This window comes from Corynebacterium lipophiloflavum DSM 44291 (genome assembly GCF_000159635.1).
Taxonomy (GTDB): domain Bacteria; phylum Actinomycetota; class Actinomycetes; order Mycobacteriales; family Mycobacteriaceae; genus Corynebacterium; species Corynebacterium lipophiloflavum.
On record NZ_GG667191.1, the window covers coordinates 147,904 to 149,258 of the forward strand.

General features: G+C 60.4%; 1 pseudogene. It reads right to left on the bottom strand.

Annotated elements, in window-relative coordinates:
- Window positions 1-36: 36 nt before the first annotated feature.
- Window positions 37-1,284 (bottom strand): annotated as a pseudogene (locus HMPREF0298_RS00670) (IS3 family transposase).
- Window positions 1,285-1,355 lie beyond the last annotated feature (71 nt).

Below are 1,355 nucleotides of genomic sequence, written 5' to 3' on the forward strand. Positions count from 1 at the left end.
GGGCCCGAACCCCGGAAAGTGGACACGGGGATTTAATCATGATGCGATGGTAAGTGTAGCTAACCCGGCGGCTTCGAAGGCGTTCGGTGAGCGGTAACCGCACCATGAATGCAATCGTTTGGTGTTGTACCGCGTGCACCACCGAAACACATCCCGGCGGCAGGCCAACTGACTAGCGAAAACAGACTCATCCTGCAGGACTTCCCGCTTCAACGAGGCATTGAACGGCTCCGCCAACGAGTTGTCCCCACTCGTCCCGATCGCGCCCATCGACTGGGTGACACCGAAGCGCACGCATAACCTCCGGTACTGCTCACAGGTATAAACACTGCCGTGATCCGAGTGGAAGATCGCCCCGTCTAGGCTCCCGCGAACCTTCCGGGCCATCGTCAGGGCTTCTTCAACCAACTCGGTGCGCATGTGATCAGCGATCGCAAACCCCGTCAACTGCCGCGATTAGCAGTCGATAACCGTGGCCAGGTACATATTCGACCCGTCCGCGATCGGCAGGTACGTGATGTCGCCGACGTAGACCGCGTTCGGCCTGTCCGCAGTGAACCGGCGTTGCAGCAGGTCCGGAAACCTCGGGGCCCGTTTACTCGACGTCGTCGTTTTCACCCGGCGTTTCCTGGTGAAACCAAAAAGGCCCATCTGCCGCATCAGCCGGGCGGTGCGCTTGTGATTGAGACGGCCGCCCTTGCCCCGGTCGTTGACGGGATCGGAGTTGATCGCCGCAGTCACTCGTTTCGCGCCGTAGCAGCCGTTCTCGGCGTTGAAGGTGGTCTTGATCTGCGCTCCCAGCACCGCGTCATCGACGAGGCGTTGCCGGCGGGCAGGAGCAGCAGATTTCCAGGCGTAGTAAGAGGACCGATTGATTTTCAGGACCTGGCATAACCGCTTGACCTCATAGAAGTCTCGATGGTCGTCAACGAACCGGAAGCGGTTCACCAGTTCGTCTCTTTAAGCGAAATACTTGGCCGCCTTACGAAGGATTTCTCGTTCCTCGCGGAGTTTGGCGTTTTCGCGTTCCAGTACGCGGATGCGCTCGGCGTCCGACAGTCCTGAGGCAGCGGTGGCGGAGTCCGACGCGGCGATGGGGCTGGCGACTTTCTCACCGTTGGCATTGGTTTTGGTGCCGGTGCCGAAGGCATCGAGCCAGCTGCGCAGCGAGTTGCGGTTGACCCCGAGATCGGAAGCGATCGCGTTGATCGTGGCTCCGGGAGTCGACTCGTACAACGAGACTGCGTCACGCTTGAACCGCTCGGTGTAGGTCTTGCGTGGCATGGTGGAAAGGTACCTCACTTCCCCAGCGACATGCTGGTTTCAGCGTGTCCACCACCAGGGGGTCAGGTCCC